The organism is Deinococcus aquaticus (assembly GCF_028622095.1).
GTDB lineage: Bacteria > Deinococcota > Deinococci > Deinococcales > Deinococcaceae > Deinococcus > Deinococcus aquaticus.
This window is the reverse complement of the sequence record NZ_CP115165.1, coordinates 1,458,672-1,484,513: the sequence shown is the minus strand read 5'-3', so window position 1 is coordinate 1,484,513 and position 25,842 is coordinate 1,458,672. Positions and strand designations below refer to the sequence as shown.

The 25,842-nt window shown below is 65.9% G+C and carries 24 protein-coding genes; 15 read left to right on the top strand and 9 right to left on the bottom strand.

Translation table 11 applies throughout. The features are described from left to right. Nucleotides 1–10: 10 nt before the first annotated feature. The 3 genes from M8445_RS07195 to M8445_RS07185 form a co-directional block, all read right to left on the bottom strand. Nucleotides 11–502, bottom strand: coding sequence for a DUF4385 domain-containing protein (locus tag M8445_RS07195; protein ID WP_273990684.1), 492 nt, complete (start codon nt 500–502; stop codon nt 11–13). Nucleotides 503–575: 73 nt separating this feature from the next. Then, nucleotides 576–1,190, bottom strand: coding sequence for a Dps family protein (locus M8445_RS07190; RefSeq protein WP_273990682.1), 615 nt, complete (start codon nt 1,188–1,190; stop codon nt 576–578). A 48-nt stretch (nt 1,191–1,238) separates the two neighbouring features. Further along, nucleotides 1,239–2,141, bottom strand: a complete 903-nt coding sequence (locus M8445_RS07185) for an MBL fold metallo-hydrolase (RefSeq protein WP_273990681.1) — start codon at nt 2,139–2,141, stop codon at nt 1,239–1,241. Nucleotides 2,142–2,259: 118 nt separating this feature from the next. Between M8445_RS07185 and M8445_RS07180 the strand changes: the two genes are divergently transcribed. Continuing rightward, nucleotides 2,260–3,555, top strand: a complete 1,296-nt coding sequence (locus tag M8445_RS07180; RefSeq protein ID WP_476390609.1) for an MFS transporter — start codon at nt 2,260–2,262, stop codon at nt 3,553–3,555. A 29-nt stretch (nt 3,556–3,584) separates the two neighbouring features. Here M8445_RS07180 and M8445_RS07175 read toward each other — a convergent pair whose 3' ends face one another. The 3 genes from M8445_RS07175 to M8445_RS07165 all read right to left on the bottom strand — a co-directional run bounded on the left by M8445_RS07175 (nt 3,585) and on the right by M8445_RS07165 (nt 6,930). Further along, on the bottom strand, nt 3,585–5,000 hold the full coding sequence (locus M8445_RS07175; RefSeq protein WP_273990680.1) for a S41 family peptidase: 1,416 nt from the start codon (nt 4,998–5,000) through the stop codon (nt 3,585–3,587). 174 nt (nt 5,001–5,174) lie between these two features. Next, nucleotides 5,175–6,260: a M20/M25/M40 family metallo-hydrolase gene (locus M8445_RS07170; protein ID WP_273990678.1), complete on the bottom strand. Its 1,086-nt coding sequence runs from the start codon at nt 6,258–6,260 to the stop codon at nt 5,175–5,177. A 244-nt stretch (nt 6,261–6,504) separates the two neighbouring features. After that, complete coding sequence (locus M8445_RS07165) at nt 6,505–6,930, bottom strand: hypothetical protein (RefSeq protein WP_273990677.1); 426 nt, start codon at nt 6,928–6,930, stop codon at nt 6,505–6,507. A gap of 181 nt (nt 6,931–7,111) precedes the next feature. Here M8445_RS07165 and M8445_RS07160 point away from each other — a divergent pair, with 181 nt between their 5' ends. The 7 genes from M8445_RS07160 to purL all read left to right on the top strand — a co-directional run bounded on the left by M8445_RS07160 (nt 7,112) and on the right by purL (nt 13,894). Then, nucleotides 7,112–8,575: a DR2241 family protein gene (locus M8445_RS07160; RefSeq protein WP_273990676.1), complete on the top strand. Its 1,464-nt coding sequence runs from the start codon at nt 7,112–7,114 to the stop codon at nt 8,573–8,575. Between the two features lie 352 nt (nt 8,576–8,927). Beyond that, nucleotides 8,928–9,656: a phosphoribosylaminoimidazolesuccinocarboxamide synthase gene (gene purC, locus M8445_RS07155; RefSeq protein ID WP_273990675.1), complete on the top strand. Its 729-nt coding sequence runs from the start codon at nt 8,928–8,930 to the stop codon at nt 9,654–9,656. A 94-nt stretch (nt 9,657–9,750) separates the two neighbouring features. Continuing rightward, complete coding sequence (gene purS, locus M8445_RS07150) at nt 9,751–10,026, top strand: phosphoribosylformylglycinamidine synthase subunit PurS (protein ID WP_062159335.1); 276 nt, start codon at nt 9,751–9,753, stop codon at nt 10,024–10,026. Then, complete coding sequence (gene purQ / locus M8445_RS07145) at nt 10,023–10,694, top strand: phosphoribosylformylglycinamidine synthase subunit PurQ (protein ID WP_273990673.1); 672 nt, start codon at nt 10,023–10,025, stop codon at nt 10,692–10,694. Before purS ends, purQ begins: the two co-directional genes overlap by 4 nt. Then, nucleotides 10,691–11,173: a DinB family protein gene (locus tag M8445_RS07140; protein ID WP_273990672.1), complete on the top strand. Its 483-nt coding sequence runs from the start codon at nt 10,691–10,693 to the stop codon at nt 11,171–11,173. Before purQ ends, M8445_RS07140 begins: the two co-directional genes overlap by 4 nt. A gap of 1 nt (nt 11,174) precedes the next feature. Beyond that, entirely contained in the window at nt 11,175–11,666 is a 492-nt protein-coding gene (locus tag M8445_RS07135; protein WP_273990671.1) for a DinB family protein, read from the top strand. After that, a complete protein-coding gene (gene purL / locus M8445_RS07130) occupies nt 11,663–13,894 on the top strand; it encodes a phosphoribosylformylglycinamidine synthase subunit PurL (RefSeq protein WP_273990670.1) in 2,232 nt (743 codons plus the stop codon). The genes M8445_RS07135 and purL overlap by 4 nt, the downstream gene beginning before the upstream one ends. Nucleotides 13,895–13,995: 101 nt before the next feature. Here purL and M8445_RS07125 read toward each other — a convergent pair whose 3' ends face one another. Beyond that, nucleotides 13,996–14,337: an endonuclease domain-containing protein gene (locus M8445_RS07125; RefSeq protein WP_273990668.1), complete on the bottom strand. Its 342-nt coding sequence runs from the start codon at nt 14,335–14,337 to the stop codon at nt 13,996–13,998. Between the two features lie 121 nt (nt 14,338–14,458). Here M8445_RS07125 and purF point away from each other — a divergent pair, with 121 nt between their 5' ends. The 5 genes from purF (at nt 14,459) to M8445_RS07100 (ending at nt 19,499) form a co-directional block, all read left to right on the top strand. Continuing rightward, complete coding sequence (gene purF / locus M8445_RS07120; protein WP_273990667.1) at nt 14,459–15,877, top strand: amidophosphoribosyltransferase; 1,419 nt, start codon at nt 14,459–14,461, stop codon at nt 15,875–15,877. 304 nt (nt 15,878–16,181) lie between these two features. Continuing rightward, the gene (locus M8445_RS07115) at nt 16,182–17,387 is read left to right on the top strand and encodes a hypothetical protein (RefSeq protein ID WP_273990665.1); all 1,206 of its coding nucleotides are present in this window, start codon (nt 16,182–16,184) and stop codon (nt 17,385–17,387) included. Next, nucleotides 17,387–18,439 (top strand): hypothetical protein, encoded by a 1,053-nt coding sequence (locus M8445_RS07110; RefSeq protein WP_273990664.1) that lies wholly within the window; start codon nt 17,387–17,389, stop codon nt 18,437–18,439. The genes M8445_RS07115 and M8445_RS07110 overlap by 1 nt, the downstream gene beginning before the upstream one ends. Nucleotides 18,440–18,672: 233 nt before the next feature. After that, complete coding sequence (locus M8445_RS07105) at nt 18,673–18,873, top strand: YwbE family protein (protein ID WP_273990663.1); 201 nt, start codon at nt 18,673–18,675, stop codon at nt 18,871–18,873. A 65-nt stretch (nt 18,874–18,938) separates the two neighbouring features. After that, nucleotides 18,939–19,499, top strand: coding sequence for a hypothetical protein (locus tag M8445_RS07100; RefSeq protein ID WP_273990661.1), 561 nt, complete (start codon nt 18,939–18,941; stop codon nt 19,497–19,499). An 85-nt stretch (nt 19,500–19,584) separates the two neighbouring features. On the opposite strand, the gene M8445_RS07095 is transcribed toward M8445_RS07100, so the two are convergent. Both M8445_RS07095 and M8445_RS07090 read right to left on the bottom strand, forming a co-directional pair. Continuing rightward, nucleotides 19,585–21,105, bottom strand: coding sequence for a serine hydrolase (locus tag M8445_RS07095; protein ID WP_273990660.1), 1,521 nt, complete (start codon nt 21,103–21,105; stop codon nt 19,585–19,587). A gap of 87 nt (nt 21,106–21,192) precedes the next feature. After that, a complete protein-coding gene (locus tag M8445_RS07090) occupies nt 21,193–21,441 on the bottom strand; it encodes a hypothetical protein (RefSeq protein WP_273990657.1) in 249 nt (82 codons plus the stop codon). 152 nt (nt 21,442–21,593) lie between these two features. Between M8445_RS07090 and M8445_RS07085 the strand changes: the two genes are divergently transcribed. Both M8445_RS07085 and odhB read left to right on the top strand, forming a co-directional pair. Beyond that, a complete protein-coding gene (locus M8445_RS07085; RefSeq protein WP_273990656.1) occupies nt 21,594–24,440 on the top strand; it encodes a 2-oxoglutarate dehydrogenase E1 component in 2,847 nt (948 codons plus the stop codon). Nucleotides 24,441–24,579: 139 nt separating this feature from the next. Next, entirely contained in the window at nt 24,580–25,803 is a 1,224-nt protein-coding gene (odhB, locus tag M8445_RS07080) for a 2-oxoglutarate dehydrogenase complex dihydrolipoyllysine-residue succinyltransferase (protein WP_273990655.1), read from the top strand. The last annotated feature ends 39 nt before the right edge of the window (nt 25,804–25,842 follow it).

Here is a 25,842-nt window from a genome sequence, read left to right as displayed (position 1 = left end):
TCTCCTATCTTCAGCCGTACTGGGCCTTGTGGGCTTTCTTCAGCGCGGCGTACTGCTCGTTCGCTTCGGCCTCGTCCCATTTCGCCTTGAAGATGCGGGCGGACTCGGCCTTGACCGGGTCTTCCGGCGTGCGGGGCAGTTCCGGGCGGCCGTGCGCGCCGCTCTGGCCCTTCTTATCCTCCGGGACCGGGCCAGCGTACTTCTTGCCACCCCGGTGGTTCGCGTAGCGCCGCGCGCGCGTGAAGCCCATCTGCAGGAACTTGCGCGCCATGTCGGCCCCCACGAACTCCCCGGCCCGCAGGTACGCCAGGAACATTCCATAGATGACCTCGCTGCTTTCCCGCGCCAGTTCCGGCGTCGCAAACCGCCAGTGCGGCAGCAACTCGGACTTGTACGGCTGCACCAGCAGCACACCTTGCTCGCCCACCCCCACCCGGTACAGTTCCGGATGCGCGCGCAGGTCCAGTTCAGCGTAATGGAGGGAATAGTCGAATTTCGGCATAGGAGTGCAGATGGCAGAAAGCGGATGGCAGAGGCCCTTCGCTTTCTGCCATCTGCCATCTGCGCTGAACTGCTCAGTTCATCCGGTCGTCGTCCATCATCGCCTGAAGCATCCAGCGGATCTTGTCGACGGTGGCAGCGTACCCGTTGTACATGTCGGCGGTGGCGGGATCGTTCGCGTCGTCGACCGTCTGGCTGTCGTCGCGGAAGCCGCGGCCTACGCGGCTGAGGTCGGCGACGAGGTCCTCGACCTGCGTGCGGGCGTCACGGACAGTCTCGGTGGGCACCTTCACGACGCTGAAACGCTCGATGTCGGCGGGCGCGGCGATGGGGCTGCCGCCCAGCGCGACCAGACGCTCGGCCTGCTCGTCGATGCCGGGGAAGATCTCGTCGATGAACTCGTCGTACGCGAGGTGCAGGTCACGGAAGAACCGGCCCCGGATGTCCCAGTGGTACTTCTTGAACTTCAGGTACAGGCTGATGGTCGTCGCGAGGTTGCGTTGCAGGGTCTCGGCGACCGTGCCGAACTCGGCTTCGGTCAGGTAGTTGTGGTCTACCAGGGCGTTGTTCGTGGCGTTCAGGTGCGCGGCGTCCGCGCCGCCCTTCCCGCTGGCTTTCGCGGCGACGGCCTTGCCGTCACTGGTGGCCTTGCTGGCAGATTTCTTGGCGGGTTTGGATTTGCTGGTCATGCGTTCACCGTACCCCCGCACCCGCCGGGCCGCCCATACGGGTTTCCTTTACTCTCCCGCCACAAACAGCAGGCGGTTCTCGTGGACCTGCATGTGCACCTGCCCGGCTTCGAGCAGTTCGGTCAGGTGGGCGCTGACGACCGCGCGGTTCAGGACTACCGCACCCGCATTCGTCATGGTCACGCCCAGCGCGCCGCATACCCGCACCAGCAGGTCGTCCACGCCCGCCGCGCCGACCTGCACGGCCTCCAGCACGGCCGCCGTGGTGCGCGTGTACGCCGCGAGGTTCGCCGCGACCAGCCGTGTCAGGTCCGGGGTGGGGTCCCCATGACCGGGCAGCGTGACGCACACGCCCTCCAGTTCACCCAGGCGGGCCGCCGCCTCCTTCTGCAACGCCGAGTCCGCGCAGAACGTCAGCGGGTGCTTTGCCAGGGCCGCCTCTCCGAACAGCGCGTCGGCGGCGTACAGCACCTCGCCCACCCGCACGGCGTACATCATGCTGGCGTGCCCGGCCACCTCCAGTAGTTCCACCACCGCGCCTCCGATCCGGCACAGGCCCGGCTCGGGGGCCAGCCGCGCCGGGCTGGGCGGCGCGAGCAGGAACTTACTCTGCAACTCCCTGGGCGGCCGCGCCCCGAACAGCGTGATGGGTTCCAGAATCGGGTGCGTGATCACCGCGTCCTCCAGCGGCGGCGCAAACACCTTGAGCTCCGGGAATCGCCGCAGGATGAACGCGTTCCCGCCGTGGTGGTCGGCGTGACTGTGCGTGTTCAGAATCCCGGTCGGCGTCAGGTTCAGCTCCGTCAGGCCGCGCAGGAGCTTGCGCGCGTGCCCGTCATCCAGGCCCGTGTCCACCAGCAGCGCCCCGCCCCGACCATCCTCGACCACCAGACTGTTCACCGCGCCCGGCAGGAAATGCACCCCCGGAGCGAGCAGAAGAAGAGACCCCATGCCCCGCAGCGTACCCGCTCAGGTGCGGCAGCGGCGCGCGGGCGGGCGACCCCGGCCCTGAAGTGAGGCGTCCCGCGTGATGGGCCGCCGTGCTGGTGGGCGGGTGTACCCTGCGCGCGTGTCTGCGCCCCAGCCTGCCCCTCCCGCTTCGCCCATTCCTACGCCCATCTACCCTGGGCCTGTCTCCCCTGCCCCGGAGGCCGCCGCGCCCGGCCCGCCCGCGCCGTTCCGGTTGTCGGCGGCGCAACTGGGCCTGATCGGGTCGAATTTCCTGATGTGGGGTGGGTTCTTCGCGGTGATTCCGCTGGTGACGGTGCATTTCAGCGGGTCCGTGGCGGGAGGTGGGCTGGGCTGGTCGGCGGCGAGTATCGGGGCGGTGCTGGGCTTGCGGCAGTTGACTCAGCAGGGCCTGACGGTGTTCGGGGGTGCGTGGGCGGACCGCTGGGGGCCGAAGCCGTTGATCCTGCTGGGCTGCGCGCTGCGGACGCTGGGGTTCGCATGGATGGGCTTCAGTGACTCGTGGGGGGAACTGCTGGCGGCGGCGGTGCTGGCGGGCGTGGGTGGCGGCCTGTTCGACGCGCCGAAAAGTGCGGCGATCACGCAGGTGACGCTCCCGGAGCACCGCACGCGGATGTTCAGCCTGACCAGCCTGTCCGGGAACGCGGGCATGGTGACGGGCCCGCTGATCGGGGCGGCGCTGCTGGGGCTGGGGTTCCGGACGGCGGCGCTGTCGGCGGCGGGCGTGTACCTGCTGGCGGGCGCGGTGATGGCCTTCACGTTGCCGCACCTGCGGCCGGCGGGGCGGGTGGGCAGCGGCCTGGACGGGTTGCGGCTGGCGGCGGCGGACACGCGTTTCCGGCGGTTCACGCTGGTGCTGATCGGGTACTTCATCCTGAGTACGCAGATCAACGTGGTGGTGACCCTGAAGGCCATCGCGCTGGCGGGGAACGGCGCGACGGGGCCGCTGTACGGGCTGTCGGCGGGCATGGCGGTGCTGCTTCAGTATCCGCTGCTGCGGCTGGTCGAGCGCTTCGTGCCGGTGCGGTCGGCGCTGGTGGCGGCGGTGCTGCTGGTCGGCGCGGCGCTGGGCCTGATGTCGGCGGCGGCCACGTTCCCGCAGTTGCTGGCGTGCGTGGCGCTGTACAGCCTGGGCACCATGATCGTGTACCCCACCCAGCAGACCCTGACGGCCCGGTTCGCGCCGGCGGGGCGGGTCGGGAGTTACTTCGGGTTCTCCGCGATCAGCCTGGGGGTGGGGGGCGCGGTGGGCAGCGTGCTGGGCGGCGCGCTGGTGGACGGCGGCACGGGGCTGGGCTTCCCGGCGCTGCCGTGGCTGACGCTGGCCGTGATCGGCGTGGTCACGGCGCTGGGGCTGCGCTGGGCGCTGCGGGGCCTGCCGGACCACGCGGCCTGAGGCGGGCGGGTCCGGTCAGGATTGTCCGGTCAGGGTTGCGTGCGGAACGGATCGATGGACAGCACGGGCGCGCGTTGCAGGGACTGCACGCCCAGTTGCAGCAGCGGGTCGAAACCCAGCGTGAGCTGCCGGGTTTCATCCTCGCCCTGCGCGCGCAACTGGTCGGGCTTGACGCGCTGCGGGTAGGGTGTGCCGTCGGGTTTGGCGTAGTTGAGGATGGTGAGCTGCACGGCGGCCTCGCCCACCCGGAAGACGCGGGTGGCGGTGTTGCCCACGCCGGCCGTGGCTTCACCGATGACGGGGCCGCGCCCGGCGTACTGCACCTCGTACGCGAAGAATTCGCTGCATGAGGCGCTGCCCTCGTCGACCAGGACGGCCAGCGGGCCGGTCCACAGGCGGGCGCCGCGCACCCCGCCGGTCAGCCGGCCGTCTTCCAGGCGGGTACCCCGGCTGACGACGGTGCGGGCGTTCCCGTCGGCGCTGCGGGCCACGCGGGTCAGGCTGGGCACGAAGGCGCTGACGGCGCTGTCGCACTCGCTGAGACTACCGCCGGGGTTGCCGCGCAGGTCCACGATCAGGCCGGTGGCGCTGCGGTTCTGTGCCTGCCCCACGAGGTCATGCACGGTCTGCGCGACCCGGCTGCCCGACAGGAATGTGGGAATGCGGATCACGGCGACCTCGCCCTGCCGCGTGGGTTGCTGGGAGGTGCCGGCGCCCGTGGGCAGCGCGGGAATGCTGGCCGTGCCGTCGGCGGGCACGAAACTCAGGCGCGGCAGGTCCAGGGTGCTGCTCTCGCGGGCGGTGATGTTGAACGTCTGGAGCTGTCCCAGCCGAAGGACGCCCAGCGCGATGGGGGTACCCTTCTCGCGGGCGCTGCGCAGGTCCTCGTACAGGTAGGGTCTGCCGTTCAGGGTCTGCATGGAGTCCCCGCGTCTGAGTCCGGCGTCCTCGGCGGCGCTGCCGGGCACGACCTCGGTCACCACGCGGTTCTGGCCGTCCAGCCGGGCAAGTTTCACGCCGAATTGCAGGCGGTTGCCGCCGGTGGCGCTGGCAATGAACTCGCGGTAATCCTCGGGCGTCTGGAAGAAGCTGTGCTCGTCGCCCAGCGCGGTCAGTTCGGCTTCCAGGACCGGGTACGCGCGGGCTTCCTCGCAGGTGTCGGGGGTGGGCGCGCAGACGTTGTTCAGGCGCTGCTGGTACTCGCGGGTCAGGGCGGCGCGGTCCACGGTGGACAGCCCCCCGTACTGCGTGCCGATCAGGTCGTTCACGCTGGTGAACACGGCCTGCGCGGGCGACACGCCGCTCTGCGCGCCGGCGCCGGGCAGGGCGGCCAGGCTGCCCAGCAGCGCGGTGAGGGCTGCGGTGCGCGCGGCGCGCAGCAGCGGCAGACGGGACCGGGCCGGGCGGTCACGGCGCGGAAGCGAGCGGCGCAGAAATGGATTCATGACTGCGCTTATTCTGCTCTGAACAGATGGGAATTTGGTGGGCCGCGATTGCAACGTCAGCTACAGGATTGACCGACTGGCACGCGCTTCAGCCGTCAGCGCCCACAGACTGACCGGGCGCGGGGGCGGGGGTGCCCAGGGGCAGCCGGTGGGGGAAGCCCGGACGGGCGTGGGTCAGGCCACGGGGGAGCGCTGGTACAGCTCCACCAGTCGCCGCAGGAACTTCAGGCCCGGCGCGAAACTGGCCGCCTGCACCCACTCGTCGGTGCGGTGCGCGTTCCCGCCCCGGTACACACCGACCGCCACCGACGGCAGGCCGTGCGGGACGGCGGCGTTCGCGTCGGTGCTGCTGGACGCCAGCCGCAGGTCCACGCGCACCTCGCGGGCCGCCTCGCGCACCAGCGGCAGCAGCGCCCCGCTCTGAAGGTCCCCGCCGGGCCGGTCGCCCACGCGTTCCAGGCGCAGCGTCACGCCCACCTCGCGCGCCGCGGCGTGCAGGACGGCCACGGCCCGCGCGTCCAGTTCGGCCAGCACGCCGGCGTCCAGCGAGCGCAGGTCCAGCAGCAGCCCGGCGTTGCCCGCAATGGAGTTCACGCTGGTCCCGCCGGACGCCACGCCCACGTTCAGGGTCGTGCGGGGCGTGACGGGCAGGTGCAGGGCGTACAGGGCGCTGATGGCGCGGCCCAGCGCGTGCAGGGTGCTGGGCGCCTGATCGCCCCACGAGTGCCCGCCCGGCCCGACGAACTCGGCGCGGTAGCGGCGCACGCCCACGCCGCGTGTGACCGCGATGCCCAGGTACCCGTCCACGGCGATGAACGCGCCCAGTTGCGCGCGGTGCCGGGCGATCAGGTGCTTGGCGCCGCGCAGGTCGCCCAGGCCTTCCTCGCCCACGTTAGCCGCCACCCACAGCGGGCGGCGCAGCGTGGTGCCGCCGCCGCGCAGGTCGCGTAGCAGGGCGGTCACGACGGCCAGACTGGCGCTGTTGTCGCCCACGCCGGGACCGGTCAGCCGCCCGGCGTCCTCGCGGACCGTCACGTCGGTCCCGGCGTCGAACACGGTGTCCAGGTGCGCGGCCAGCAGCAGCGCGGGGCGGCCCTCGGTGCCGGGCGGGGTGATGCGGGTCAGGACGTTCCCGACCTCGTCGCGTTCGGTCACGTAACCCAGGCCGGTCCACAACTCGGAGATCAGGTCCGCGCGCGCTCCCTCATGAAAGGTCGGGGCGGGCGTCTGAGCGATACGAGTGAGGTACGAAAGAGGCATTGCGCGGCATTCTAGAGCAGTTCCCGGAATCACAGCGTCGGATCAATCACGTCCGGCACGCCTCTTCTCTGGAGGGATGGATACAGGACCCCGCTCTGGATGACCGGGCCGCGCGGGTGGGCTGTGCCGGGCAGGACGCAGCGCAGCGGGGCACCCCAGTCCAGGGTGCCCCGCCCGCCGCGCCTGTCACGGCGCAGTGTTGTCATGGCACAGTGTTGTCACGGCGCAGTGTTCAGGGTGGGTGTCAGCGGCGCAGCATGCGACTGCCGATCATGCCGGCCAGGCCGACCAGTCCGGCTTTCACCATGGGGTTGCTGAGCAGGCCGCCGGCCCCGAAGGCGGCTTCCAGGGGGCTTTTGCCGTCCTGGGCGGGGGCCTGCGCGGTTTTCGTGTACGCGTCGATCAGGTCGTCGTCGTCGCCGGGGCGGATCTGCTGGACGGGGTTGGCGGGGCTCCTGACGATGGCGTCGCCCATCTGCTGTTTCTGTTCGGGGGTCATGCCGCCCACGTACTCTTTCAGGATGGCCTGCCGCTCTTCGGGGCTGGCGGTCTGAAGGTAGTCGTGAATGTACGCGGCCGCCTCCTGGGGGGTCACGACGCCGTCGCCGTTGGTGTCGCGGGGATCGAGTTTCGCCATCTGTTCGTGCCGGTCTTTCTGCTGGAAGAACATAGTGTCTACCTCCTGGGGGGTTCCGGGTGCCCGGGTGGGCCGCGCCCGTCATGAACTGTCTCGCGGTCTTACGCTACGAAGTTCCGGGCGGGGGGCGCTATGGGGGAAATCTTCAGGAACCGGCGCGCCCGGCCTCACGGACGGCCCGGGCCGACTGGCGGGGTGGGCGGGGCGGGACCGCATGCTCCGGGACAATTCCGGGCGCGGGCGGGCGCTACAGTCGGTGGGTATGCGTTCCCTGGTGCTTATTGGTCATGGATCTCACCTGAACGGTGAGTCGGCGGTCGCGGTGTACCGGTATGCGGAACTGATCCGTCAGCGTGGGCTGTTCGACGAGGTCATCGAAGGGTACTGGAAGGAAGAGCCGTCCCTGCGGCAGGTGTTGAAAACAACCGCCAGCACGGACGTGACGGTCATCCCGATGTTCATCAGCGAGGGGTACTTCACGGAGACCGTGATCCCGCGCGAGATGGGCCTGGGTCACCAGGGGCCGGTGCCGCCCGAGGGCGTGGCCCGCGTGATCGGCGGCCGGACCGTGCGCTACACCCTGCCGTACGGCGTGCACCCCAGCATGACGGACGTGATCCTGGAACGCGCGCGCGAGGTCCTGCCCGACGCCAGCCCCCACGACACGGCGCTGATCGTGCTGGGGCACGGCACGACCCGCAACGAGAATAGCAACAAGGTGGTGTACCAGAACGCCGACCGCATCCGCGAGTCCGGGCAGTTCGCCGAGGTGCAGGCCCTGTTCCTGGATGAGGACCCCAAGGTGGGCACGTGGCCCGAGACGGTGCGGTCGCCGCGCGTGGTGGTCGTTCCGTTCTTCGCCAGTGAAGGCTGGCACACCCTGGAAACCATTCCCGAGGACATGGGCCTGACCGGCACCGTCACGGACTTCCCGGAGAACCCGCACGGGCATCAGCAGGTGTTCTACGCCAAGCCGGTGGGGACGCACGCGGCGGTCGCGGACGTGATCCTGCACCTCGCGGAGGAAGCCAGCGGCGCGGGCGGGCAGGGCGGCGACACCGAACGCGGGCACGAGGCGGCGTGGCAGGCGTTCCTGAAGGGCGCGCGCGCGGGCCTGCGGATCGGCGAGGCGCTGGTCACGCCGGAACTGGGCGTGTTCGAGCTGCGCCACGCGCTGGACGAGGGCCGCCCCGGCGCGGACCTGACCACTCTCGTCACGCCCGAGGGCGTGCGGGATCAGGTGCGCTTCACGGACGGCGGCGAGCACCGGCCCGTGCACACGCTGCGCAACCTGCCGCGCGGCTGGCGGGCCGTGCTGAGCGAGGCGGACCTGCGCCGCGCCATGCACTACCTGTACCCGGCGGTGATCGAGGAGACGTACGCGCACGCCTGCCACGCGCTGCGGCCCACGCCCTGGGCGACCACAGCGCGGCGGCAGACGGGCATCTACGCCAAGGTGCAGAAAGCCACGCCGGAACAGGTGGAGCACGTGGTCGAGGACATCTGCACGGGGTGCCTGCGCACGCGCCTGTGGGCCGGGCAGCGCCTGACGCACTCGTTCCTGGATGGCGTGCCGGGCGGCATTCCCTGCGCGGAGGCCTGCACCTTCATCGTGGCCGAGGTGCGCGAGGAAGTCAGCGGGAAACGCGGCGGCGGCGGGCACTCGCACAGCCACTGACCTGAACAGCCGCTGACCGGCCTGCCCCGTTGTGGGCCGCGTTCGTCCGAGTCCTCTGAACACCCCCGGCGTTCCGGCACGCGGGGGTGTTACGCTGTCAGCCGGTGATCAGCCCTCCCGCGTGGAGGGTGGGTTGCACTTCCCTTTTCTTCCACCCGCGTCCTGTGAGACGCCCCGCCCCGGCCGCGCGCCGTGAAACAAGGGCGGTAAGCCCGTCCGAGAGACGGCGATGGAGGCTTCACATGTTCAGTACCGCGACATTCCAGCGTCGCCCCGGCCAGCTTCGGGGGACGCTTTTCCTACATTCCGGGGACACGCCCGCCCAGGCCGCCCCCACCCCCCTGGAGGGCGCATGACCGCAAGCCGAGGCGAACTGAAGTACGAGGGTAAGGCCAAACGCGTGTACGCCACCGCGAACCCCGCCGAGTACATCGTGGAGTACAAGGACGACGCGACCGCCTTCAACGGCGTGAAGAAAGCGCAGATCGGGGGCAAGGGTGCCATCAACAACGCGATCACCGCGCACCTGTTCCCGCAACTGGAGGCGGCCGGGGTGCCCACGCACTTCCTAGAACTGCTCTCCACCACCGAGCAGCGCGTGCGGGCCGTGACGATCATCCCGGTCGAGGTTATCGTGCGTAACGTGGCCGCCGGGTCGTTCAGCAAACGCCTGGGCGTCGAGGAAGGGACCGAACTGTCCCGCCCGGTCGTGGAGTACTGCTACAAGAGCGACGCGCTGGGCGACCCGCTGATCAACACCGACACCGCCGTCGCGCTCGGCTGGGCCACCCCGGAGCAACTGAAGCGCATCCGTGAACTGGCGCTGAACGTGCAGGCGTTCCTGGTGCCGTACTTCGCGGCGCGTGGCGTGAAACTCATCGACTTCAAGCTGGAGTTCGGCACGCTCGCGGACGGTACGGTCGTCCTGGCCGACGAGATCAGCCCCGACACCTGCCGCTTCTGGGACGCCACCACCAACGAGAAGATGGACAAGGACCGCTTCCGCCGCGACCTCGGCGGCGTGGAAGACGCCTACGCCGAGATGCTCCGGCGCGTGACCGCACCGGGCGCGAATGGCTGAAGGTCGATGGCCGACCGCCACGACCCACCTGCGCCAGCACTCCTGACCATCTGCCATCAGCCTCTTGCCATCTGCCCTCCGAAGGAGTCCCCCCATGTCGACCTTTAAAGCGAAAGTGTTCGTGACCCTGAAGCCCAGCATTCTCGACCCGCAGGGCCGCACCGTGGAACGCGCCCTGTCGCACCTGGATCACGGGAACGTCAGCGGCGTGCGCGTCGGCAAGTACATCGAACTGACCCTGAGCGGCAGCCGCGCCGAGGTCGAAGCGCAGCTGAAGGACATCACCGAGAACGTGCTGAGCAACCCCGTGATGGAAGACGCCCGCTGGGAACTCAGTGAACAACAGGGCGAGGAGCTGGTCGGCGCGTGAAGACGGCCGTCATCCAGTTCCCCGGCAGCAACTGCGACGGCGACGCCCTGCACGCCGCGCAACTGCTGCTCGACGACGGCGCGCAGTTCGTGTGGCACACCGAGGCCGGACTGCCGGACGGCACCGAACTGGTGTTCCTGCCCGGCGGGTTCAGTTACGGCGATCACCTGCGCAGCGGCGCGATTGCCGCGCGCAGCCCGATCATGCAGGCCGTCAAGGCGCACGCCGAACGCGGCGGGTTCGTGCTGGGCGTCTGCAACGGCTTTCAGGTCCTGACCGAGTCCGGCCTGCTGCCCGGCGCCCTGAGCCGCAACCGCGACCTGCACTTCATGTGCCGCCCCGTGCACCTGCGCGTCGAGAACAACAACACCGCATTTACCGGCGCGTACGCGAAAGGGCAGGTCATCAAGGTGCCCATCGCGCACGGCGAAGGCAACTACTACGCCGACCCCGAAACCATTGCCCGGCTGGAAGGCAACGGGCAGGTCGTGTTCCGCTACGCCGACAACCCCAACGGCAGCCTGAACGACATCGCCGGGATCGTGAACGAACGCGGCAACGTGCTCGGCATGATGCCGCACCCCGAACGGGCCGTCGAAGCCCTGCTGGGCAGCGAGGACGGACGCGGCCTGTTCGACAGCCTGAAGGGCGCGCTGGTGTCCCGGTGAGCACCCCGGTGGGCGCGGTGACGGCGTTCCTGGCCGAGCAGTTCCGCAGCGAACTGGAGATGTTCCGCGCCGCGCTGGACAGCGCGCAGGGTGACGCGTTCCACACGTCCCGCCTGGGCCACAGTCCCGCGTGGCACGCGCTGCACGTTGCGGAGTGGATGCGCCTGATGATCCTCGACGACCGCACGCCCAACTACCACCACCTCGGCTGGGAGGACAACGCCCGCGTGCAGGCGCTGGGCACCCAGCCCGCCCCCTTCACCGAGACTGACCCCTGCGAGCAGATCATGGCCGCGCTGGACGACACCGGCGCGCAGGTGATCGCGTGGCTGGAACAGGCCGACGACTCCGCCCTGGACGGCGAGGTCTTCAGCGCCGCCACGCCCGGCGGCACCCGTCCCCGCCGCGCCGCCATGGGCATGCAGCTGCGCCACATCGGCTACCACCGAGGCCAGCTGAACCTGCTGCTCAAGTCCTGACATGACCGATCCCCGCCAGTCCCTGATCACGCAGCTGCTGGACGCCGAGTTCACGGCGTTCGAGGCGGCGCTGCACGCCTGCCCGGACGCGATCTTCGGGCGCGTGCCGCGCGTGGGGCACAGTGTCGCGTGGCACGCGCTGCATGTCATGGACTGGACGCGGGCCACCATTCAGCCCGGCCTGACCGGCCCCGACCCGGCGCACACCTTCGGGTACCTGGGTTCCGAGGACGCCGACTGGGCGCGGGCTGCATACGGGCCGACGCTGGCCCACGAGACCGACCCGCCCGCGCTGATCCGCGCCGCCGTGCAGGACGTGTTCGGGGCGGCGCGGCGTGACCTGACAGACGCGCCCGCCGAGCGTTTTGGCCTGGACGCGACATTCACGATGTTTCACAAACGGCGGCACGTGACCGGCAGCGTCACTTACCACCTTCGCCATACCGCCTATCACCGTGGGCAGATCGCCCTGGTTCTCAAGGAGCTTCAATGACGCAAGCCGCCCCATCCCTGCGTGACCGTGCGGGCACGTTTGGCCTTTCGACTGAAGAATTCGACCTGTTGGTTTCGCAGATCGGCCGGGAGCCGAACGCGCTGGAGGCTGCCATCGTGGGGGCCATGTGGAGCGAGCACTGCGGGTACAAGAACTCCAGGCCGCTGTTCCGTCACTTCCCCACGACGGGGCCGCAGGTGTTGCAGGGCCCCGGTGAGAATGCGGGCGTGGTGGATATCGGGGACGGGTGGGGCGTGGCGTTCAAGATGGAAAGCCATAACCACCCGAGTGCCGTGGAGCCGGTGCAGGGTGCGGCGACGGGCGTGGGCGGCATCCTGCGCGACATCTTCGCGATGGGTGCGCGGCCGTTCGCGGTGCTGGACAGTCTGCGTTTCGGGAACCCGGACAGCCCCCGCACCCGCTTCCTGCTGAACGGCGTGGTCGAGGGCATCGCTCACTACGGCAACGCCATTGGTGTGCCCACGGTGGGCGGCGAGGTGACCTTCCACCCCAGTTACCAGGAGAACCCGCTGGTGAACGTGATGGCGCTGGGCCTGCTGCGCCACGAGGATCTGGCGAAGGGGACGATGGGCGAGGTCGGGAACACCATCGTGTACGTGGGGAGCAAGACCGGTCGGGACGGGCTGGGCGGCGCGGTGTTCGCCTCCGCTGACCTGAGCAACGCGTCTCAGGCGGACCGTCCGGCCGTGCAGGTGGGCGACCCGTTCATGGAGAAACTGCTGCTGGAGGCCACGCTGGAGGCCATTCAGGCGGGCGTGGTGGCGGGCGTGCAGGACATGGGCGCGGCCGGACTGGTCAGCAGTACCTGCGAGATGGCGTACCGCGCGGAACTGGGCATCACCATGGACCTGGACCTCGTGCCCACCCGCGAGGACGGCATGGTGCCCATGGAACTGTGCCTGAGCGAGTCGCAGGAGCGCATGATCCTGGTGCCGGTGCCCGGCAAGGAACAGGAACTGCTGGACCTGCTCGCCAAGTGGGAACTGGACGTGGTGACCATCGGACAGGTCGAGGCGCACAACAACTACCGCCTGACCTGGAAGGGCGAGATCGTCTGTGACCTGCCGGTGGCCCTGCTGAACGAGGCCCCCAAGTACACCCGCGAAGGCATCGAATCCGAGGAGATCAGGGCCAAGCGCGAACGTGACCTGAGTGGCGTGCCCGTTCCCGGCGACCTGGGCGCGGTCCTGACCGACCTGCTGGGTCACCCCACGATTGCCAGCAAGCGCGCCATCTTCGAGCGCTTCGACCATCAGGTCATGACGAACACCGTCGTCGTGCCCGGCGCGGCCGACGCGGCCGTCATGCGCGTCAAGGGCAGCAGCATGGGCGTGGCCGCCACCAGCGACTGCAACCCCCGCTTCGTGTACCTCGACCCGTACACCGGCGCCGCCGCCGCCGTCGCCGAGGCCGCCCGCAACCTCGCCTGCGTGGGCGCCACGCCGCTGGCCATCACGGACAACCTCAACTTCGGGAACCCCCACCGGCCCGAGGTGTACTACCAGCTGGAACGCGCCGTGCACGGCATCGCGGACGCCTGCCGCGCCCTGAACACGCCCGTCACGGGCGGGAACGTCAGCCTGTACAACCAGTACACCGAAGGCGACGAACGCGTCGCCATTCACCCCACGCCCACCATCGGCATGGTCGGCGTGCTGCCGGACATCACCAAACGCGCCACCATGAACCTGAAAGGCGAAGGGCAGACCATCTACCTGATCGGCCAGCACGCCGACAGCATCGGCGCCAGCCAGTACCTCGAAACCGTGCACGGCCTCGAAGCCGGACACGTGCCCACCCTCGACCTGACCCGCGAGCAGGCCGTCATCGACGCCACCCTGCACCTGATCCGCGCGGGCCTGACCGACACCGCCCACGACACCGCCGAAGGCGGCCTCGCCGTCGCCCTAGCCGAGATGGCCATCGCCGGAAACACCGGCCTGAGCGTCACCCTCGACGCTCCCCAGGAAACCCGCGCCGACGCCCTGCTGTACGGCGAGGCGAACGCCCGCATCCTCATCGCCACCACCGACGAGGCAGGCACCGAAGCGGCCCTCACCGCACAGGGCGTTCCCTTCGCGCGCCTCGGCACCAGCGGCGGCGACACCGTCACCATTGCCCTCCCCGCCCACCACGTACACTTGAGCGTGACCGTCAACGCCCTCGCCCACGCGTTCAACACGCCCCTCGCAGAGATCCTGGGATGAAAGGACACCCCTCACCCCCAGCCCCTCTCCCCTGGGGAGAGGGGAGTCTGGGACGCCCTGCCGTTCTCCCTCTCCCGTGGGGAGAGGGCCGGGGTGAGGGGTCACTCCACCAGTGCCGCCTGAATGACCTGCACGACGCCATCCAGGTTGGTCAGCACCTCGTTATTCCAGAAACGCAACACCCGGAATCCGGCGGCGTTCAGGTACCGGGTGCGTTCGGCGTCGTGGGCGCGGCCCTCCGGGGTGGCGTGCCCGCTACCGTCCAGTTCCACCACCAGTCCACGCTCGATGCACGCGAAGTCCGTGATGTACGGCCCGACCGGGTACTGACGCCTGAACTTCACGCCCAGCCCACGGCTCCGCAGCACGCGCCACAGCTTCGCCTCCGCGTCCGTCTGATCGCGCCGAAGCCGCCGCGCTTTCTCGGTGATCCTCGCCCCCACGCCACGAATCCTAACCTCCCCACCATTCTCCCTTCTCCCCCCGTGGGAGAGGGGTCGGGGGTGAGGGGGCGTCCAGACCGGCGTTCCCGCACCGCCCCTACCAGCCACTCTGGAGTCCCGCATGATTTTTGATGAATTCACGGATAAACCGCAGGATGAATGCGGTGTGTTTGGCATGTACTCGCCGGTGCCGAATGACCTGGCGTGGTTCACGTACCTGGGTATGTTCGCCTTGCAGCACCGTGGGCAGGAGGCGGCGGGCATGTGCGTGTCCGACGGTGAGAAGTTCCACGTGGAGAAGGACCTGGGACTGGTGACGCAGGTGTTCGACGAGCGCCGCCTGGACAGTGTGCGGCTGGCGAACGCCCGCGTGAGCATCGGGCACGTGCGGTACAGCACCACAGGCAGTAACCTGCGTTTCAACGCGCAGCCCCTGACGACCCGCACGAACAAGGGCATTCTGGGACTGGCGCACAACGGGAATTTCGTGAACGCCCGCGAGGTCCGGAACGCCATGCTGATGGAAGGCGCGCTGTTCGCCACCACCAACGACAGCGAAGTCATGCTGAACCTGATCGCCCGCGAGAGTCACATGGACCTCGTGGAAGCCACGGCCGCCGCCATGAAACAACTGCGCGGCGGCTTCGCGTGCGTCCTGATGAGCCGCACGCAACTCCTTGGGTTCCGCGACCCGAACGGCGTGCGCCCCCTGGTCATCGGGCAGCGTGAGGACGGCGCGTACGTGATCGCCAGCGAGCCGTGCGCGCTGTTCACGGTCGGCGCGAAACTGATCAGGGACGTGCAACCCGGCGAACTCGTGTGGATCGACCGGGACGGCCTGCACTCCCTGATGGTCGAACCCAAGAAACCCACCCCCTGCGCGTTCGAATGGATCTACTTCGCCCGCAGCGACAGCCGCCTCGACGGCGTGGACGCGCACGAAAGCCGCATCCGCATGGGCCACCAGCTCGCCAAGGAACACCCCATCGACGCCGACATCGTCGTGCCCGTCCCGGACAGCGGCATCGGCGCCGCCATCGGCTACGCCCGCGAGAGCGGCATTCCCTTCGATTACGGCCTGTACAAGAACCCCTACGCGGGCCGCACGTTCATCGCGCCCACGCAGGAGGCGCGCGAGTTGAAGGTCAAGATGAAACTCTCGCCCACCAGCGCCGTCGCCGGGAAACGGGTGATCCTCGTGGACGACAGCATCGTGCGCGGCACCACCAGCCGCCAGATCGTGAACCTGCTGCGCGAGGCCGGCGCGACCGAGGTTCACTTCCGGGTGAGCAGTCCGCCCATCAAGCACCCGTGCTTCTACGGCATCGACACCGCCGCGCGCAAGGAACTGGTGGCGAGTACGCACAGCATCGAGGAGATCCGCGAGTTGATCGGGGCGGACACGCTGAGTTTCATCAGTGAGCAGGGCATCCGCGAAGCCGTCAGCGGCCCCGGCCTGTGCCTAGCCTGCTTCAACGGGGAGTATCCGGCCGGAACGCCACTGCTGAATGACGTGGACAAGCTGGCGCTGGAAGTCTGAATTCAAAATCGGCGAACCATAGATAATAATCCAATTGTGAAATTTTCAACACAGATCGCCAGATTAAGATTTTTGCAAATATCTCATAGAGAATCGACTTTTTTCAGCTCATCCATCGCATCCGAGCAATCCTAAAGAGCAAATATCATTGTATTATGACCTACAGAGTTAATATAAAGATTTATCAATCTTTACATATTCAACTACAATTACGCCTAATCTTAATTTATAGCATAGATTTATCCCAGAAATACTATGTGATTCATAGTATCGTTTCATTTGCTTTAAGCAAGCAGGAGGATTTATGGAAAAAAACAGAGACGGCGGGATCAATCCTGAAAACCGAATTATTCTCCATGATAATAGGACAGACTGCTATAGTATAGCAATTGTACTCAGAATCGGAGATTATCTAGATGTCATAGAACACGCCTATAAACACAGAGGCGGAATATTATTACAGAGAGATGCTTTAAAAACAAAAACCGCCCTTCAAATTAGAAGTAGAATGGTTGAGGACATAATTAGCGGCGCGGTACTACCCCCCATAGTAATTGGGATGCTTTATAAAGATATTGATTTTGACAAAAATAGCGATGATGCAAGCATAGAAGTTGCAGCCAAACTACTTACAGCATCTTCGGATATCAATCTTTCCATCATTGATGGAATGCAAAGAACAACGGCATTGAAGGAAGCCGCCACAATAGATACGTCCGTCAAGGATAAATTTGTAAGAATTGAAATATGGTTTGCCAAGAGCGTCAATAGCCTACTTTATCGTATGCTGATTCTCAATACCGGACAGATACCATGGAACCTTAGACGTCAATTCGAAGTAATCTACAACCCAGTAATAAATGAAATTGCCAGCACCGTTGAGGGCATCGAGATATTTTCTTCTGACGATGGAAGGCGAAGATCCACTGGTGGTCAGTATCAAAGCGATGACCTCATAGAATTATTCCTCGTGTTTGGGTCGCGCAAAGAAGACGTGGATTCTAAAGAAAAACTCACTGATGAATTCGTTAAACTAGATTTTATTAATGCCACTGGCGATTTTAATTTATCTAGTAAATTCCATGTCGTCTTGTCTTCATTGGTAAAAATAGACAAGGCCTTTAGTACTTTAACCGACCCAGACACAGATAATAAACGCTTTTCTAAAGGCAAGGACTTATTCAAGAGTCAAACTGCGTGCGTTGGATTTGTTAACGCGGCGGCTATATTTTGCATCGGCCGTCCGGGGGCAGATAGAGACATCGAAGAACAAAATCAGCGCATAAAACAATTGACCACCATTGTCGATCGATTGGTTAACAAATTCTGCTCCATGAGCAGCGAAGGCAAGCGAGATTTTCTTGATTTGGAACGTTTGAGTCAATTACTGGAGAAGAAAACGGGAAAAGTTGGGGATTTTGAAAGGACTTTTTTCACTAAAGCTTTCACAGCGCTTTTCGATTCAGATGGAGAATTATCTGATATGACGCCCTGCTGGAGGGCTTATTAGTGTCCAAAAGTGTTAAAGATATAAATTCAGAAATTTTTGCTAGACTAAGCAAAGAATTAGAATCTATAGGATTTTCGATATCGCCTGGCACAAGATGGATATCCAGCGAAAGATCAGCTAATAATCTAATATCAGGATTAAGAGTTCTTGATCTCTTATATTCATATTCCGAGACCAAAAGGTTTTATAAACTAACTTATAATGATAGGTATTTCATTTTTTTAACCGATTTTAATCATAAGACCTCTAGTGATTCTTTGTATATACCGAAAGATACTGATCCCCTCACTGTAGCGGCAATTTATTTAACTAGGCCGCATTTGTCGTTCGATATAGATACCCAACAACTGGAGAATGACATAGGAGGAATATCAAAGGAATCCTACAGTCAATATCAAGGGCATGATATAGAAGTATTGCTAAAATATTTTATTCCAATGGGAATTTTTGAAATATCGGACGAATATAGTAGTGATATAGACTATGTATTTGATTATATAGCCCATAACAGAAGCGCACTCAGAATAAATCACTCAGAAGATTTCCTTTTAGCTTCGGTAGGCTTAACAAACCTAGTATGTAGTAAAAAGATTCCCATGAATCCAATAATTTCAGCCATACTGACAGATAGGTGGGACAACGCATTTCTTTATCTTTATAGAATAATAGAGTCTCTGTATTACCTACCGGACTACATAAAATTGAGTAACAACAAGCTGATATCTTGTGATTTCAAGACATTTGATGCCGGAATTGATAAAATAATCAGCTGGAGACCAAGAGAAAGAGATTCTCTGGCGTCACTATTTGAAGATCTACCACCCCGACTGCTTTATTTGCTCAAATCTGTAAAGGGACAAGGTGCATCTAATTTAAAAATATTTAATCCAGCCCCGCTCATATATAGTATACGAAATGACTTAGTTCATGATCATAAATTCGACACTCAATCTTATACAGTGGAAACATGGCAAAAGCTGACAGAGTTTCTGATTGGCAGCATTGTACACATTTACCAAAAATACGATAGATACCTACCCGATTTTGAGTAGTCATTAACCAATTATTTTGCATGAGCATCCTTAAAAACTATTTTACTTGAGCATAATTATATCTATCTTATTCAATTTAAATGCAAGATCTGGTGAATTATAAATATTTTTGCGATCTGCAAACACACCGTCATCTTCCTCTCTGTCCCACATGCGCGAAGGGTGTACCTGAATGCAGCTTGTGCCCTTACACAAAGGACACGCTACGTAGCGGAGTCCCGTACCCTGATTCCATGCCTCCCCTCCGTTCGCAGATTCAGCCCGGCGTGACCGTGGACATCGTTCAGAAGCAGGATCAGCCGACCGGACGGCTGACGCGGGGCGTGGTGGCGGCACTGCTCACGCGTTCGCCGTCGCATCCGCACGGGATCAAGGTGCGCCTGACGGGCGGGCAGGTCGGGCGCGTGCAGGCCGTGATCACGCCGGGCGAGTAGGTCTTCCCCTGCTGGTTGCGCCTTCGCCTACGGAACGCGACTCTCCCTGCGTTCACACTGCGGGTATGAGCGACCTCCGGGTGTGGCGCGCCGTGACCCTCGCGGGTTTCCTTCTCTGCGCGGGGGCGGGGGCGCATCAGCCGCTGTTCAATCCGGGCAGCGGCACGCTGGATTCGGCGTTCCGGGTGCCGCAGCCGACCGTGTCGAAGGTCATCACCGTGCAGGGCCGCGCGGGGGGCCGCGACTGGTACGCCCTGACGACCGGGGCGGGCTTCCGCCTGGACGTGGCGGTGTTCGTCAGTTCCGCATGTGACGCGGCGTACCGTCCCCGCCTGTGGCTGGTCGGGCCGGGCGTGCCGGTGGGGGCGGGGCAGCCGGACTTCGTACCGAGCGGCTGGGGCGCGGTGGGCGTGTCCGGGCCGTACGCGGCGTACTCGGGGCATGGCGTGGCGGGGTGGCGCGGGCCGACGCTGGCGCGGACGCTGGGGGCCGGGACGCATTATCTGGTGCTGGAGCATGGCGCGCGGGGCGGGTGGTCGTTCATCTCGCTGGCGGGCGCGGAGGTGCCGGGCGGCACGCCGGAAGGGCGCGCGGCGCTGGGCCGCTTCGGACGGTGCGGGGCGTGAGCGGGGGTGTCCCTGGCTCCCCTCAAGGGGAGCTGTCGGCGCAGCCGACTGAGGGGTCGCCCGCGACGGTGTTGCCCCGGCAGGCTCAGGGCGTGCTCTTTCCGATTCGCCGGGCGTTTTGCAGGATGTACTGCGCGACGCTGGGGAGTTGCTGTTCGATCAGGGCGCTGTCCATGAGGTCCGAGCCGGTGTTGAAGTACGTGTACACGAAGGTCTGCCCGGTGTTCAGGGTGAGCAGGCCGCTCATGGTCAGGTTGCGCCAGCCGCTGCCGGCTTTGCTGCCCCAGTAGGTGACGCTGGGGTCGTTCACGCGGCAGCAGCCCTGGGCCAGGGTGCGGCGCAGGGCGCTGCGGTTGGTGGGGGTCAGGGTGGGGTCCAGGTACTGGCGAGTGATCAGGGTGGCCCATTCGCAGGGGGTGCTGCGGTTTTGCAGGTACACCTCGGTCTGCGGGTGGTACGTGGGGCTGTAGAAGTACCGGTCCAGGGCGTTCAGGAGGGTGTCGGCGTTCAGGGTCTGTGCTTGCGTGACGGCCTGCGCGGCGGTGGCGGCCTGCTGTTCGGGCGGGGCGGTGAAGGCCTGCTGCGCGCCGGTGGGCAGGTGCGGGCCGTACACGCCGGGCAGCAGTCCGGCCTGCGCGGCCCACCAGGCTTTGGTGGTCATGTTCACGCGGGTGTGGCAGGTGCCGTGGGCGTTCACGAGGGCCTGTACGCGTTCGGGGGTCAGGTGCAGGTGCAGGACGTCGCTGGCGGTGTTCTCGCTGCGGGTGATGGCCTGCGTGATGAGGTTCTGCACGGTGCGGTTGCCCGGCTGGTACGTTTCGATGCTGCGGTTGGCTTCGGTGACGCTCAGGCGGGTGTTCAGGGTCAGGGTTCCGGCGTTGATGTCGCGGTAGGCGGCCCAGGCGATCACCTGTTTGTAGGTGCTGGCCAGCGGGTAGAGGCTGTCGGGGTCGTGTGTGATGACGCGCAGGGGCGTGCCGGTGCGCGGGTCGATCTGCGCGAGGTAGAACCCGACGGGGCCACTGGCGAAGGTGGGCGGCTGGTACGGCAGTTCCGGCACGCCCGCGCCGGGCATGTCTGCGCCTGGACTGCTGGGGGTGCAGGGCGTGGTGGGTTCCGGCTGGTACTCCGTCCAGCTTTCCGGTGGGTACAGGTCGATGGCGGTGGTGGCGTCCTGGCCGGGGATCACGCCGGGCCGGATGTGGCTGAGGTTCACGCGCAGGGGTCGCCTGTCGGCGGTGCGGGCCGTGACGGTATGGCCCTTGATGCTGATGGTCAGGTCGCCCGTGGCGGTGCTGACGGTGCGGTTCAGGGGGGGCAGCGTGGCGCGGAAGGTCAGGGTGGCGCCGCTGCCGTCGGGTTCCGCTCGCAGCGTGCCGTCGGTGGCGTTCAGGCCGCGCAGGCTCAGGCGGTACGCGGTTCCGCTCCAGGCGGCGGTGACGGTCACGGGCGCGGCGTGCGCGGGGGTCAGCAGCAGGGCCGCCAGGGTCAGGCAGGCGGCAGTCAGGCGGCCCGGCGGCAGGCGGCACGCGGGCCGGCGCTCTGTTGGCCGGGTCACTGTCGGCTGCGGCTCTGGTAGCTGGGGCTGGGCAGGGTGGGTGGGCATGGGTGTGCCCCCTGTTCTAGCGCGCCGCCCGCGCCCGCGCATGGGCAGATCAGGCGCGGGCCAGTGGTGCGCTCAGTCTGCGCGCGGTCAGCGGGGGTTTCGGGGGCCGCGGCGGGCGGGGAGGCTCAGGCCCAGGCCGGTCAGCAGACCGCCCAGCGCGGCCAGTCCGGCGGTGATCAGCACGCCGTTCAGGGGGCTGGGGAAGTTGGTGCTGCGGTTGGCGTTCGCCACGGCGTGCAACTGGTTGATGTCGATCACGTCCTTGCCAAGCAGGATCGCGGCGACGACCAGAATGATCAGGCCCAGGGCGGTGGCAAGGCGGGACAGGAGTTGCATACCACCAGCTTAAAGGGTGGCGGGGGCAGGGTGGGTACGGGCCGCTCTCTTTACGGGTGCGTGGGGGGCGGGGCGGGTGGTACGCGCGGGGGAACATGACGCGGGTGGGCAGGTGCCATTTCCGGCGCGCAGCGGGGGTATGCTGAGGTGTTATGACGCAGTCGCAGACGATCATGTCAGGCGGGAACGCAGCCTTTATCGAGGGTTTGTACGAGGCGTACCTGGCCGACCCGCAGAGTGTGGATCCCGAGTGGCGTTCCTACTTCGATGAACTTCGTGGAGGCGCGCAGGAAACGCCTCATTCAGCCATTCAGCAGGCGTTCTACGAGCTGGGCACGCAGCGCCGGGGCGGCGCGGTCGTTCCGGCGCCGCAGGGTGTCAGTGGGGCGCAGCAGGCGGCGGGAGCGCTGATCACGGCGTACCGCGTGTACGGGCACATCAGTGCGCGCACCAACCCGCTGACCATCCGTGGCCTGCCGGTCGTGCCGGAACTGACGCCCGAGTACTACGGGCTGTCGGCCGCTGACCTGAGCGAGCAGGTGCACGACGGGCCGTTCAGCGGACCGCTGCGGGACGTGATCGCGCAGCTGCACGAAACGTACTGCGGGACCATCGGGTTCGAGTTCAGTTACCTGCCCGCCACGGAACGCGCGTGGTTCCAGGGGCGCATCGAGGAGAACCGGGGCCGGGGCGTGTACTCCGCCGAAGAGCGCCGGCGGTTCATGTACAAACTGAACGCCGCCGAGGGCCTCGAACTGTACCTGAAGAACAAGTACCCGGGCGTCAAGCGGTTTGGTCTGGAAGGCGGCGAGAGCTTCATCACGCTCCTCGACCGCGTGATTCAGCAGGCGGGCGTGCAGGGCGTGAAGGAAGTCGTGATTGGCATGGCCCACCGTGGCCGCCTGAACACCCTGGTGAACATCTTCGGGAAGCCCGCCAGTGTGCTGTTCGACGAGTTCGACGGCAAGAAGAAACTCAGCGACAACCCGGACGTGGCCGGCGACGTGAAGTACCACATGGGGTACTCCAGTGACGTGCGCACGCCGGGCGGCGCCATGCACCTGGCGCTGGCGTTCAACCCCAGCCACCTGGAGATCGTGGCTCCCGTCGTGCACGGCAGTGTCCGCGCCCGCCAGGACCGCCGGGGTGACGAGTCGCGCCGCAGCGTGCTGCCCATCACCGTGCACGGCGACGCCGCCGTGAGCGGGCAGGGCGTGGTCATGGAGACCCTGAACCTGTCGCGCCTGCGTGGCTTCGCGACCGGCGGTGCCGTGCGCATCGTGATCAACAACCAGGTGGGCTTCACGATCAGCGACCCGCGCGACACCCGCAGCAGCCGCTACTGCACCGACGTGGCCAAGATCGCCAACGCGCCCGTGCTGCACGTGAACGGTGACGATCCCGAGGCCGTGGCGTTCTGCGGTGATCTGGCGCTGGCGTACCGGCAGGAGTTCGGCAAGGACGTGTTCGTCGACCTGATCTGCTTCCGCCGCAACGGGCACAACGAGGGCGACGAGCCGCGCATGACGCAGCCCATCATGTACCGCGAGATCGACAAGCACCCGGGCACGCGGTCGCTGTACGCCGCCAGCCTAGAGAAGGCGGGCGTGCTCAAGTCGGGCGAGGGCGATCAGATGGTCGAGCAGTACCGCGACCGCCTGGACCGCGCCGAGCCGGTCGTGACCGAGATGGAGAACCTCGCGCAGAGCAAGCTGGCCGTGGACTGGTCCGGGTACACCGACACCCAGTGGCAGGACGAGGTGCCGACCGCCGTGTCCCGCGAGAAACTGGAGGCGCTGGGCGCGCAGCTGGCCGAGGTGCCCGCAGAGTTCAAGGTGCACCGCACCATCGAGCGCACGGTCATCGGGCCGCGCCGGGCGATGGCGAAGGGTGAGCAGCCGCTCGACTGGGGCATGGGCGAGATGCTGGCCTACGCGAGCCTGCTGGATGAGGGGTACGGCGTGCGGCTGGTCGGTCAGGACAGCGGGCGCGGGACCTTCGTGCACCGTCACGCCGTGCTGCACGACCAGAACGGTCAGGACCCCATGAACGAGGAGTACATGGCGCTGGGGCACCTGCGTGACGGGCAGGGCAAGGTGGAAGTCATCGACTCGACGCTGTCCGAGGAGGCCGTCATGGCCTTCGAGTACGGGTACTCGACCAGTGAACCGAACGCCCTGATCGCCTGGGAAGCGCAGTTCGGTGACTTCGCCAACGGCGCGCAGACCGTCATCGATCAGTTCATCGCGGCCGGTGAGAGCAAGTGGCAGCGCCTGAGCGGCCTGACCCTGCTGCTCCCGCACGGGTACGAGGGCGCGGGGCCCGAGCACAGCAGCGCCCGCCTGGAGCGGTACCTGCAGCTGTGCGCGCAGAAGAACATGCAGGTCGTGGTGCCCAGCAGCGCCGCGCAGATCTTCCACCTGCTGCGCCGTCAGGTGCTGCGCCCGTACCGCAAGCCGCTGATCGTCATGACGCCCAAGAGCCTGCTGCGCAACAAGCTGGCCATGAGCCCCCTGTCGGAACTGGCCGAGGGCCGCTTCCAGGAGGTCATCGGGGACGCCGAGGTGACCGGCGCGCGCCGCGTGGTCATCAGCAGCGGCAAACTGCACTGGGAACTCAGCGAGGCCCGACGCGCCGACGAGCAGGGGCACGAGGGGGTCGCGCTGGTCCGCCTGGAGCAGCTGTACCCCTTCCCGGCCGAGGCGCTGGCCGCCGAACTGGCCCGCCACCCCGGCGCGCAGGTCGTGTGGGCACAGGAAGAACCCGAGAACCAGGGCGCGTGGCTGATGATCTGGGAAGACCTGGAGAAACTCCTGACGGACGGGCAGACGCTCACGCACTCCAGCCGCGCCCGCAGCGCCAGCACGGCCGCCGGGTACGCCAGCGTGCACGCCAAGGAGCAGGCCCGGGTCATCGCCGATGCGCTGGGTGAGAAACTGAACCGTGAAGTGGTCGAGGATCAGAAGGAACTGGCCGAAGTCGCCAAGCAGCAGGGCTGAGCCGCCCCGCACCCCCTGACCGTTGCTGTGGGCGGGCCGTTCCTCCGGGGGCGGTCCGCCCGCTCACCTGCAGTATTGGGGAGCGGTGGGGGCGTCCCCGCCCCAGTCACAGTCCCGGAGGGGTATAACTGAGAGCGTTATGGCGGACATCAAAGTTCCTGTTTTTTCCGAGTCTGTCAGCGAGGGTACGCTGCTGACATGGCACAAGAAGCCCGGCGACGCGGTCAAGCGCGGCGAGGTCCTGGCTGAAATCGAGACTGACAAGGTCGTGCTGGAAGTCACGGCGTTGCAGGACGGCGTGCTGACCAGCATCGCCAAGCAGGAGGGCGACACGGTCCTCAGCGAGGAAACGCTGGGCGTCGTGGGGGACGCGGGCAGCGCCCCGGCCCCCGAAACCGCGGTCCCCGCAGAGGCCCCGGCTGCTGCGGCCACGCCCGCCGGGGCTCCCGCTGCTGCCGCTCCGGCAGACGCGGCCCGCCGTGAGGACCTGTCCCCGGCGGTGCGCAAGGTGGTCCTGGAGAACAACCTGAACCCCGCGCAGATTCCCGCGACCGGCCCGAAAGGCAACATCACCAAGGCCGACGCCATGGGCGCCGTGGGCCAGCAGGCTCCGGCCAGCACCCCGGCCGCGCCCGCCCCGGCGGCCAGCGTTCCGGCCGGCGCGCGCCCCGAACAGCGCGTCCCCATGACCCGGATCCGCCAGCGCATCAGCGAGCGCCTGAAGGACGTGCAGAACACCGCCGCGATCCTCACGACCTTCAACGAAGTGAACATGCAGCCCGCCATGGACCTGCGCAAGAAGTACCAGGATCAGTTCGTGAACAAGCACGGCGTGAAACTGGGCTTCATGAGCCTGTTCGTGCGCGCCGCCACCGAGGCCCTCAGGGCCTTCCCGGTCGTGAACGCCAGCGTGGAAGGCAAGGACATCATCTACCACGGCTTCTACGACATCGGCATCGCGGTCGCCAGTGAGCGCGGACTGGTCGTGCCGGTCCTGCGGGACACCGAACAGATGAGCCTCGCCGGGATCGAGAAGGCCATCGGCGGCTTCGCGCAGAAAGCCAAGGCCGGGAAACTGACCCTGGAAGACATGAGCGGCGGCACGTTCAGCATCACGAACGGCGGCACCTTCGGGTCCATGATGAGCACGCCCATCATCAACGCCCCGCAGAGCGCCATCCTGGGCATGCACAACATCATCGAGCGGCCTATCGCGCAGAACGGGCAGGTCGTCATCGCGCCCATGATGTACATCGCCCTGTCGTACGATCACCGCATCATCGACGGGAAGGAAGCCGTGCAGTTCCTCGTGACAATCAAGAACCTGCTGGAAGACCCGGCGCGGATGCTGCTGGAACTGTAAACAGCGTCAATGGTTGAAAGTTGATGGTTGATAGAGGGG

What these genes read in the sequence shown, in the direction of transcription:
- M8445_RS07195 (WP_273990684.1), bottom strand. Translation starts at nt 502, where the DNA reads ATGCCGAAATTCGACTATTCCCTCCATTACGCTGAACTGGACCTGCGC.
- M8445_RS07190 (WP_273990682.1), bottom strand. Translation starts at nt 1,190, where the DNA reads ATGACCAGCAAATCCAAACCCGCCAAGAAATCTGCCAGCAAGGCCACC.
- M8445_RS07185 (WP_273990681.1), bottom strand. Translation starts at nt 2,141, where the DNA reads ATGGGGTCTCTTCTTCTGCTCGCTCCGGGGGTGCATTTCCTGCCGGGC.
- M8445_RS07175 (WP_273990680.1), bottom strand. Translation starts at nt 5,000, where the DNA reads ATGAATCCATTTCTGCGCCGCTCGCTTCCGCGCCGTGACCGCCCGGCC.
- M8445_RS07170 (WP_273990678.1), bottom strand. Translation starts at nt 6,260, where the DNA reads ATGCCTCTTTCGTACCTCACTCGTATCGCTCAGACGCCCGCCCCGACC.
- M8445_RS07165 (WP_273990677.1), bottom strand. Translation starts at nt 6,930, where the DNA reads ATGTTCTTCCAGCAGAAAGACCGGCACGAACAGATGGCGAAACTCGAT.
- M8445_RS07160 (WP_273990676.1), top strand. Translation starts at nt 7,112, where the DNA reads ATGCTCCGGGACAATTCCGGGCGCGGGCGGGCGCTACAGTCGGTGGGT.
- purC (WP_273990675.1), top strand. Translation starts at nt 8,928, where the DNA reads ATGACCGCAAGCCGAGGCGAACTGAAGTACGAGGGTAAGGCCAAACGC.
- purS (WP_062159335.1), top strand. Translation starts at nt 9,751, where the DNA reads ATGTCGACCTTTAAAGCGAAAGTGTTCGTGACCCTGAAGCCCAGCATT.
- M8445_RS07135 (WP_273990671.1), top strand. Translation starts at nt 11,175, where the DNA reads ATGACCGATCCCCGCCAGTCCCTGATCACGCAGCTGCTGGACGCCGAG.
- purL (WP_273990670.1), top strand. Translation starts at nt 11,663, where the DNA reads ATGACGCAAGCCGCCCCATCCCTGCGTGACCGTGCGGGCACGTTTGGC.
- purF (WP_273990667.1), top strand. Translation starts at nt 14,459, where the DNA reads ATGATTTTTGATGAATTCACGGATAAACCGCAGGATGAATGCGGTGTG.
- M8445_RS07115 (WP_273990665.1), top strand. Translation starts at nt 16,182, where the DNA reads ATGGAAAAAAACAGAGACGGCGGGATCAATCCTGAAAACCGAATTATT.
- M8445_RS07105 (WP_273990663.1), top strand. Translation starts at nt 18,673, where the DNA reads ATGCCTCCCCTCCGTTCGCAGATTCAGCCCGGCGTGACCGTGGACATC.
- M8445_RS07100 (WP_273990661.1), top strand. Translation starts at nt 18,939, where the DNA reads ATGAGCGACCTCCGGGTGTGGCGCGCCGTGACCCTCGCGGGTTTCCTT.
- M8445_RS07095 (WP_273990660.1), bottom strand. Translation starts at nt 21,105, where the DNA reads ATGCCCACCCACCCTGCCCAGCCCCAGCTACCAGAGCCGCAGCCGACA.
- M8445_RS07090 (WP_273990657.1), bottom strand. Translation starts at nt 21,441, where the DNA reads ATGCAACTCCTGTCCCGCCTTGCCACCGCCCTGGGCCTGATCATTCTG.
- M8445_RS07085 (WP_273990656.1), top strand. Translation starts at nt 21,594, where the DNA reads ATGACGCAGTCGCAGACGATCATGTCAGGCGGGAACGCAGCCTTTATC.
- odhB (WP_273990655.1), top strand. Translation starts at nt 24,580, where the DNA reads ATGGCGGACATCAAAGTTCCTGTTTTTTCCGAGTCTGTCAGCGAGGGT.